The following is a 7,033-nucleotide window of genomic DNA, read 5'->3' as shown; positions in this document are numbered from 1 at the left end:
CCTCCCCCTGTGGGGGAGGTGTCGGCGAAGCCGACGGAGGGGGGAGTGATCGGCAGCCGGCTTCGACCCGGATCGACGATCCGACAACTCCCCCCACCGGCCTTCGGTCGCCTCCCCCACAGGGGGAGGGCCTTTTTGAACGAAGTCGTGCGCAGCCTGTAACCATTCCCCCTGATCATACGTATCTTCCAAGGTAGTCCCTCGGAGCCCGCCCATGCTGATCCGCCACGCCCCCGACCTGACCGACAACGACGTCACCGACCGGAGCCTGTACCTGCGGCGGCGGGAGTTCATCGGCGGGGCGGCAGGACTGGGTCTGCTGGGCGCGGCCGGAGCGGCCGGCGCGCGGGACCTGGCCTACAGCCCGGGCTTCTCGACCACGGAGAAGCCAACCCCGAAGAAGGACATCACCAGCTACAACAACTTCTACGAATTCGGGGTCAACAAGGAGGACCCTTCCGAGAACGCCGGATCCCTCAAGACCCGCCCCTGGACGGTCCGCGTCGACGGCGAGTGCGAGAAGCCGGCCAGCTTCGCGATCGACGATCTGATCAAGGCCAACAAGCTGGAGGAGCGCATCTACCGCATGCGCTGCGTCGAGGGCTGGTCGATGGTGATCCCCTGGGTGGGCTTCCCGCTCAAGGACCTGCTGGCCCAGGTGAAACCGACCTCGAAAGCCAAGTTCGTCGCCTTCGAGACCCTGATGCGGCCGTCCGAGATGCCGGGCCAGCGCTGGGACACCCTGCAGTGGCCCTATCGTGAAGGCCTGCGGATCGACGAGGCGACGCACCCGCTGACCATCCTGGCCGTGGGCCTGTACGGCGACGTCCTGCCCAACCAGAACGGCGCGCCGGTCCGGCTGGTCGTGCCGTGGAAGTACGGCTTCAAGGGCGCCAAGTCGATCGTGCGGATCAGCCTGGTCGAGAAGATGCCCGTCACCGCCTGGAACCTCCTGGCCCCGCGCGAGTACGGCTTCTACTCCAACGTCAATCCGGCCGTGGATCACCCGCGCTGGTCCCAGGCCACCGAGCGCCGGATCGGCGAGTTCCGTCGCCGCGAGACCCTGCCGTTCAACGGCTATGGCCAGTATGTCGCCGACCTCTATCGCGGCATGGACCTGAAGCGGAACTTCTGATGGACGCCTCGGTGAAGCGGGCGGCCAAGAGCAAGCGCCCCTCCAAGACCCGGGACAACCTGGTCTACGCCGCCGTCTGGCTGGCCTGTTTCGCGCCCCTGGTCTGGCTGGCCTGGCGCGTGTTCAGCGACGACCTGGGGGCCAATCCGATCGAGACCCTGATCCGCCAGATCGGCGTCTGGGGCCTGCGGCTGCTGCTGGTCGGGCTGGCGATCACCCCGGCCGCGCGGATCCTGAGGAAGCCGCGTCTGGTCCGCTTTCGCCGGACGATCGGCCTGTTCGCCTTCAGCTACATCTGCCTGCACCTGCTGACCTACATCGGCGTCGACCTGTTCTTCGACTGGGGGCAGTTGGTGAAGGACATCCTCAAGCGGCCCTTCATCACCCTGGGCATGGCCGCCTTCGTGTTGCTGATCCCGCTGGCCGTGACCTCGACCAACGGCATGATCCGGCGCCTGGGCCGGGCGACCTGGCAACGGATCCACTGGCTGATCTATCTGATCGTGCCGCTGGGCGTGGCCCACTACTACCTGTTGGTGAAGGCCGACCACCGGCCGCCGCTAGTCTATGCGGCGATCCTCACGGCGCTCATGCTGTGGCGGTTCTGGGATGCGTGGCAAAGGCGGACGCGGTCCTAGAACAGCTCCGCCTCCGGATCGCGCGTCTGGTCCCGCTTCCACCACCCGCCCAGCTTCGCCCCGCCGCACGGGCCCTTCTGGGTCAGCAGCACGGTGTCGACGGTGAACGACGCGTCCAGTCGGCAGGCGTCCGGGCCCGTCCCGGTCAGCGGAAAGCTCGTGATTGTCTGGCCCGGCGCCACCTTCACTGGTTGGGTGTCGTCGGTGAAGCCCTGGGCGGCGTTCGGGTCGGCCAGCATGTAGCCGAAGGTCAGGCCGGTCGGGACGGGCTTGATGCTCAGGAAGTCCTGCCCGCGCGCATAGACCCCGCTCAGCCGGAAGCCCGGACTCCTCAGCACCGCGATGCGGTCGGCGTGGATGGTCCGCAGGCAGGGCAGGGCGGTTTCGTCGTCCTCGCAAAGGATGCCGCCCCCGCTCATCCCGGGCGTCTCCAAGGCGCGCGAGCCGACCCAGCCGCGCTGGTTCATCTTCACATAGGCGGCGATCTGGCCGTCCCAGAGTTCCAGGGCCTCGCCATAGGCCTTGGCCAGGTCCTCATCCTGGCGCGACAGCCGCGGGTCGTTGCAGATCAGCTTCTCGACCTTGGTGCGGGCCTTGGCGCAGTCGAAGCTGGCGGCGGTCGCGGGGGCGGCCACCAGGAGCAGCAGAAGTCCGGCGAGGACGGGGGCGACGCGGGTCCCAAAAAAGCTCATGGCGCCTACTCCGACAGATAGGGCGACTTTACCGGGTCGCGGCGGAAGACCTTCAAGTCGGTCCCCATGGCGCACCGCTCGGTCTTGGGCGCGGACAGGGTCGCGGTGTCCTGCGTGAAGGCCAGGACGCGCGGACAGCCGGCGTCCTCGAAGCTCAGCTTCCCCGAAGCGTCCACGTCGCCGTCGGCCTGCAGGAACACGCTCCCCTTCGGCTCGGGGCAGATGTAGAGCAGGACGTCGATCCCCGCCTCGGGATAGCGCTGCGTCACGTCCAGATAGACCCCGTCGTGCGGGCAGCGCCCGGCGACGTATCGGCCCGTCCACTTCAGGCTCGGATGCGTCAGGAAAGTCAGGCGGCGCTCGTAGTCCTGTTTCAGGCAGGCGGCGTCGGCCTTGCAGATCTCGTTGCGGTCCTTCAGCCATTCCCGCTGTTCGGTGCGGATGTAGGTCGACCAGTTCCCGGCCGGCCACAGGCCTTGGGCCGCCTTGAAGGCCGCGGCCACCTGGTCGTCCAGCTTGGAGACCGCGGGATCCTTGCAGATCACCTTCTCGGTGGGCGTGCCGGCCTTGGCGCAGTCGAAACTGGCGGCCCAGCTCGCCGTCGGGGCGGCAAGGCAAAGCAGGGCGGCAAGGCCGACCCAGAGCGTGACACGGACCATGCGGAGAGCCCCTCCAAACGACGCCGGGAGAGGCTAACCGAGAACCGCGTTATTCGAAAGCGCGAGCTACTTCGCGGCGGTCTGCTTGGCCGCGTAGTCCTGGGCCTGGCGCACGATGCGCAGCACGTTGCCGCCCCAGATCGCCGCCACGTCGGCGTCGGTGTAGCCGGCCGCCTTCAGCCGGGCGGTGACCTTGGGCAGGTCGGCGACGTCCTCGAAGCCGGCCACGCCGCCGCCGCCGTCCCAGTCGGCGCCGATGCCCACGTGCTCGGGCCCGACCACCTTGAGGGTGTGGGTCAGGCTGGCCATGAAGTCCTCGAAGCTGGCGCGGACCGGCGGAAACTTGGCGTCCACCTCGGCGCGCTTCTTCAGATAAGCCACCATCTCGGCCTCGGTCGCCGTCTCGCTGTCGGCCGCCGTTCCCAAGGCCTTCAGGGCCGCCAGGCGCTCGGGACTGGCGTTGGTGTTCTTCAGATAGACCGAGTTGATGCAGATCACCCCGCCCGCGTCGGCGATCTTCTTCAGTCGCGTGTCGTCGAGATTGCGGGCGTGGTCGTAGATCGCCTTGGCGCCGGAGTGGGAGGCGATGATCGGGACCTTCGACAGCTGCACCGCCTGGTCGACCACGTCGTCCGAAGCGTGGCTGACGTCGATCAGTATGCCCAGCCGGTTGGCTTCGGCCAGCCAGCGCAGGCCCAGCGGCGAGAAGCCGTGCCAGATCGGCTTGTCGGTCGAGCTGTCGGCGAACTGGTTGTTCCTGAAGTGCACCGGTCCGGCCATCCGCACGCCGGTGGCGTGGAAGGTCTGCATCAGGGTGAGGTCCTCACCGATCGGCCAGCTGTTCTCGATGCTCTGGAAGACGAACTTCTTGCCGGCCTTGTTGATCCGCTCGGCGTCGTCGGCGGTGTAGGCCAGCTCGAACTTGTCCGAATGGGCCGCGACCATCTCGCGGATCTCGGTGGCGCGCTCCAGGGCGACGTCGCGCGCCGCGCGATAGCCCTCGGCGGTCAGGGGGCCCTGCTCGGTGTAGATCACGAAGAACCCGCCATCCAGGCCGCCGGCATCCATGCGTGGCAGGTCGACCTGGGTGCCGTCGACCTTGACCTCGTGACGGTCGACCATGCTCCAGCCCCTGCGCGCGAAGTGCTCGGGCGTGTCGAGGTGGGTGTCCAGGGTCAGGACCTTCTCGTGCAGCGCCCGGTCGGCTTTCGAGACCGGAGCGTCGGCGGCCCAACTCGCGAGAGGGGAGGCGGTCGTGGCGAGGGCGAGAGCGGCGGAGCCGAGGAGAACGGTCAGCAGGCGGGACATCTTGGCTCCGACGCAAGGATTACGACGGCCACGCTCGGGGATAGGGACGGCGGGGTCAAGCTGTTCCTCCCCCTGTGGGGGAGGTGACCGCAAAGCGATCGGTGGGGGGATTTTTCGGGTCGATAGCGCCGCATCCGAGCCCAGAACACTCCCCCTCCGTCGGCCGCGCCGACACCTCCCCCACAGGGGGAGGGCTATTTAGAACAGCCCCAACGCCTTGAAGCTGGCCACGCCGTCGCGGCCGACCACCAGGTGGTCGTGGACGTTGATCTTCAGCGCCTTGCCGGCCTCCACGATCTGCTTGGTCATCTCGATGTCGGGTCGCGACGGCGTGGGGTCTCCACTGGGATGGTTGTGGAGCAGGATGATGTTGCTGCTCGACAGCTCGAGCGCCCGGCGCATCACTTCGCGCGGATAGACCGGGGCGTGGTCGACCGTGCCGTGGTTCATCACCTCGTCGGCGATCAGCTGGTTCTTGTTGTCGAGGAACAGGACCCTGAACTGTTCGCGCGGCTCGTTGGCCAGCGCGACGCGGACATAGCCCAGCAGAGCCGTCCAGGACGAGATCACCGGCCGCTTGGCGATCTTGTCGCGGCCGGCTCGCAAGGCGGCCTCGTGCAGCAGCTTGATGTCGACCGCCGCGCTCTCGCCGACGCCGGTCACGGTCTTCAGCTCCTCGATCGAGGCCGAGATCGTCGCGCCGAACGAGCCGAACCGGGCCAGCAGCGCCTTGGCCATCGGCTTGACGTCGCCCCGGGCGAAGGTGCGGAAGAGATAGAGCTCCAGCAGTTCGTAGTCGGGCAGGGCGGCGAGGCCCCCGGCCTTGGCCCGCTCGCGCAGGCGTTCGCGGTGGCCCAAAGCGTGGCTGGGCGCCGGCTTGGTCGGGGCGGCGTCCGCGACGCCCGTGGCCCTGGGATCTGTCGCCCTGAGTGATCTGCCGCTGACCATCCCGCCCCCGTCATGCGAGCGGGAAGTAGGTCAGATCAATTGGGGGTTGTCGAGTCTCAGCCGCCCAGGATCGCGGGCTGGAACAGACCCGTCGGCGAGGCGGTGAACACCTCGTAGCCGTCCTCGGTGACGCCGATCGAGTGCTCGCACTGGGCCGACAGCGACTTGTCGCGGGTCACCGCCGTCCAGCCGTCGCCCAGCACCTTCACCGCCGGCTTGCCCAGGTTCACCATCGGCTCGACGGTGAAGAACATGCCCGGCTTCAGCACCGCGCCCTGACCAGGGCGGCCGAAGTGCAGGATGTTCGGCGCGTCGTGGAACACCTTGCCCAGGCCGTGGCCGCAGAAGTCGCGCACCACCGAGCAGCGTTGCGCCTCGACGTAGGACTGGATGGCGTAGCCGATGTCGCCCAGGGTCGCGCCCGGCTTAACCGCGTCCAGGCCGCGCTTCATGCCCTCGTAGGTGATCTCGACCAGGCGGCGGGCGCGCGGCCCGACTTCGCCGACGCCGTACATCCGCGAGGTGTCGCCGTGCCAGCCGTCGACGATCACGGTCACGTCGATGTTGACGATGTCGCCTTCGCGCAGCGCCCACTCGCCGGGGATGCCGTGGCAGACCACGTGGTTGCGCGAGATGCAGACCGTCTTGGGATAGCCGCGATAGAACAGGCAGGCCGGCAGGGCGTCGCGGTCTAGGATGAACTCGCGGGCCAGGGTGTCCAGATAGTCCGACGACACGCCGGGTTTGACGTGCGGGACCAGCATGTCCAGGCACTCGGCGGCCAGCTTGCCGGCCTTGCGCATGCCTTCGAAGTCGGCGGGCTTGTGGATCTTGATCGCGCCGGTGCGGGTTTCGGCTTCGATCTCAACCGTGTCTTCAAGGGTCATGGCGGTCTGGTCTCAAACTGTCGGTGCGTCCCGCCCCCTAGGCGGGAGATGGGGGATGCGCCGGGAAATGCGAATTTCGTCAGGGCTTATGTCGCAACGATAGCACAGAACTTCAACGCCCGCTGCCGCCGCGTCGCTCAAACCCCGGGCGTAGACCGGATCCAGGTCTTCGCAGGCCGCGAAGCTGTCGCAGTCGGTGCGCTGGATCACGAACAACTGCACGGCCCGCGCGCCCTTGGCGACCTCGGCGGCCAGGTCCTTCAGGTGCTTGGCGCTGCGGGCGGCGACGCAGTCGGGGAACTCGGCCAGGGTCCCGTCGCGGCGGTAATGGCAGTTCTTGACCTCCAGCCAGCAGGGCGGCCGGTCGGGATGGGTCAGCAGGAAGTCGACGCGGCTGGCTTCGCTGTACTTCACCTCCGGCCGGATCACCGCGTAGCCCGACAGCTCGGGAATCGCGTCGGCCGCCAGGGCCTCGGCGACCAGCTTGTTGGGGTTCATGGTGTTGACCCCGACCAGCCCGTCGTCGGCTTCCACCAGCTGCAGCGTCCACGGAAGTTTGCGCTTGGGATCGCCCGACCACGACACCCAGGCGGCCAGACCCGGATCCTTCAGCCCCAGCATGGCGCCGGGATTGGGCACGTGCGCGGTGATCTCGCGCCCGTCGTCCAGCACCATGTCGACGAAGAAGCGCTTGTAGCGCTGGACGATGACGCCGCGCGCCATCGGTTGCGGGAGAAGCATGGGGGCCTTAAGTCGGACAGCGAAG

Annotated in this window: 8 protein-coding genes; 2 read left to right on the top strand and 6 right to left on the bottom strand. The window is 67.9% G+C overall.

Features of this window, described 5'->3' with window-relative positions:
• The first annotated feature begins 214 nt into the window (after nucleotides 1-214).
• Nucleotides 215-1,135: a protein-methionine-sulfoxide reductase catalytic subunit MsrP gene (gene msrP, locus AC1DYP_RS20950; protein ID WP_477031885.1), complete on the top strand. Its 921-nt coding sequence runs from the start codon at nucleotides 215-217 to the stop codon at nucleotides 1,133-1,135.
• Complete coding sequence (gene msrQ, locus AC1DYP_RS20945; protein ID WP_477047961.1) at nucleotides 1,135-1,773, top strand: protein-methionine-sulfoxide reductase heme-binding subunit MsrQ; 639 nt, start codon at nucleotides 1,135-1,137, stop codon at nucleotides 1,771-1,773. The genes msrP and msrQ overlap by 1 nt, the downstream gene beginning before the upstream one ends.
• On the opposite strand, the gene AC1DYP_RS20940 is transcribed toward msrQ, so the two are convergent.
• From AC1DYP_RS20940 to sfsA, 6 genes are all read right to left on the bottom strand, one after another.
• Nucleotides 1,770-2,465 (bottom strand): lysozyme inhibitor LprI family protein, encoded by a 696-nt coding sequence (locus AC1DYP_RS20940; protein ID WP_477047960.1) that lies wholly within the window; start codon nucleotides 2,463-2,465, stop codon nucleotides 1,770-1,772. The genes msrQ and AC1DYP_RS20940 overlap by 4 nt on opposite strands.
• 5 nt (nucleotides 2,466-2,470) lie before the next feature.
• On the bottom strand, nucleotides 2,471-3,124 hold the full coding sequence (locus AC1DYP_RS20935) for a lysozyme inhibitor LprI family protein (RefSeq protein ID WP_477047959.1): 654 nt from the start codon (nucleotides 3,122-3,124) through the stop codon (nucleotides 2,471-2,473).
• Nucleotides 3,125-3,190: 66 nt separating this feature from the next.
• Nucleotides 3,191-4,432, bottom strand: coding sequence for a dipeptidase (locus AC1DYP_RS20930; protein ID WP_477047958.1), 1,242 nt, complete (start codon nucleotides 4,430-4,432; stop codon nucleotides 3,191-3,193).
• Between the two features lie 198 nt (nucleotides 4,433-4,630).
• Nucleotides 4,631-5,380: a RadC family protein gene (gene radC, locus AC1DYP_RS20925; protein ID WP_477047957.1), complete on the bottom strand. Its 750-nt coding sequence runs from the start codon at nucleotides 5,378-5,380 to the stop codon at nucleotides 4,631-4,633.
• 56 nt (nucleotides 5,381-5,436) lie between these two features.
• On the bottom strand, nucleotides 5,437-6,267 hold the full coding sequence (gene map / locus AC1DYP_RS20920; protein WP_477047956.1) for a type I methionyl aminopeptidase: 831 nt from the start codon (nucleotides 6,265-6,267) through the stop codon (nucleotides 5,437-5,439).
• Between the two features lie 12 nt (nucleotides 6,268-6,279).
• The gene (sfsA, locus tag AC1DYP_RS20915) at nucleotides 6,280-7,008 is read right to left on the bottom strand and encodes a DNA/RNA nuclease SfsA (RefSeq protein ID WP_477047955.1); all 729 of its coding nucleotides are present in this window, start codon (nucleotides 7,006-7,008) and stop codon (nucleotides 6,280-6,282) included.
• Nucleotides 7,009-7,033 lie beyond the last annotated feature (25 nt).

It is taken from the genome of Caulobacter sp. P1_D6, assembly GCF_056406095.1.
Note: the sequence above shows the minus strand (reverse complement) of the source record. Positions and strands in the feature narration are given on the sequence as shown.

Excerpts from the sequence above, each read along its gene's own strand:
- msrP (WP_477031885.1), top strand. The coding sequence starts at position 215 with ATGCTGATCCGCCACGCCCCCGACCTGACCGACAACGACGTCACCGAC.
- msrQ (WP_477047961.1), top strand. The coding sequence starts at position 1,135 with ATGGACGCCTCGGTGAAGCGGGCGGCCAAGAGCAAGCGCCCCTCCAAG.
- AC1DYP_RS20940 (WP_477047960.1), bottom strand. The coding sequence starts at position 2,465 with ATGAGCTTTTTTGGGACCCGCGTCGCCCCCGTCCTCGCCGGACTTCTG.
- AC1DYP_RS20935 (WP_477047959.1), bottom strand. The coding sequence starts at position 3,124 with ATGGTCCGTGTCACGCTCTGGGTCGGCCTTGCCGCCCTGCTTTGCCTT.
- AC1DYP_RS20930 (WP_477047958.1), bottom strand. The coding sequence starts at position 4,432 with ATGTCCCGCCTGCTGACCGTTCTCCTCGGCTCCGCCGCTCTCGCCCTC.
- radC (WP_477047957.1), bottom strand. The coding sequence starts at position 5,380 with ATGGTCAGCGGCAGATCACTCAGGGCGACAGATCCCAGGGCCACGGGC.
- map (WP_477047956.1), bottom strand. The coding sequence starts at position 6,267 with ATGACCCTTGAAGACACGGTTGAGATCGAAGCCGAAACCCGCACCGGC.
- sfsA (WP_477047955.1), bottom strand. The coding sequence starts at position 7,008 with ATGCTTCTCCCGCAACCGATGGCGCGCGGCGTCATCGTCCAGCGCTAC.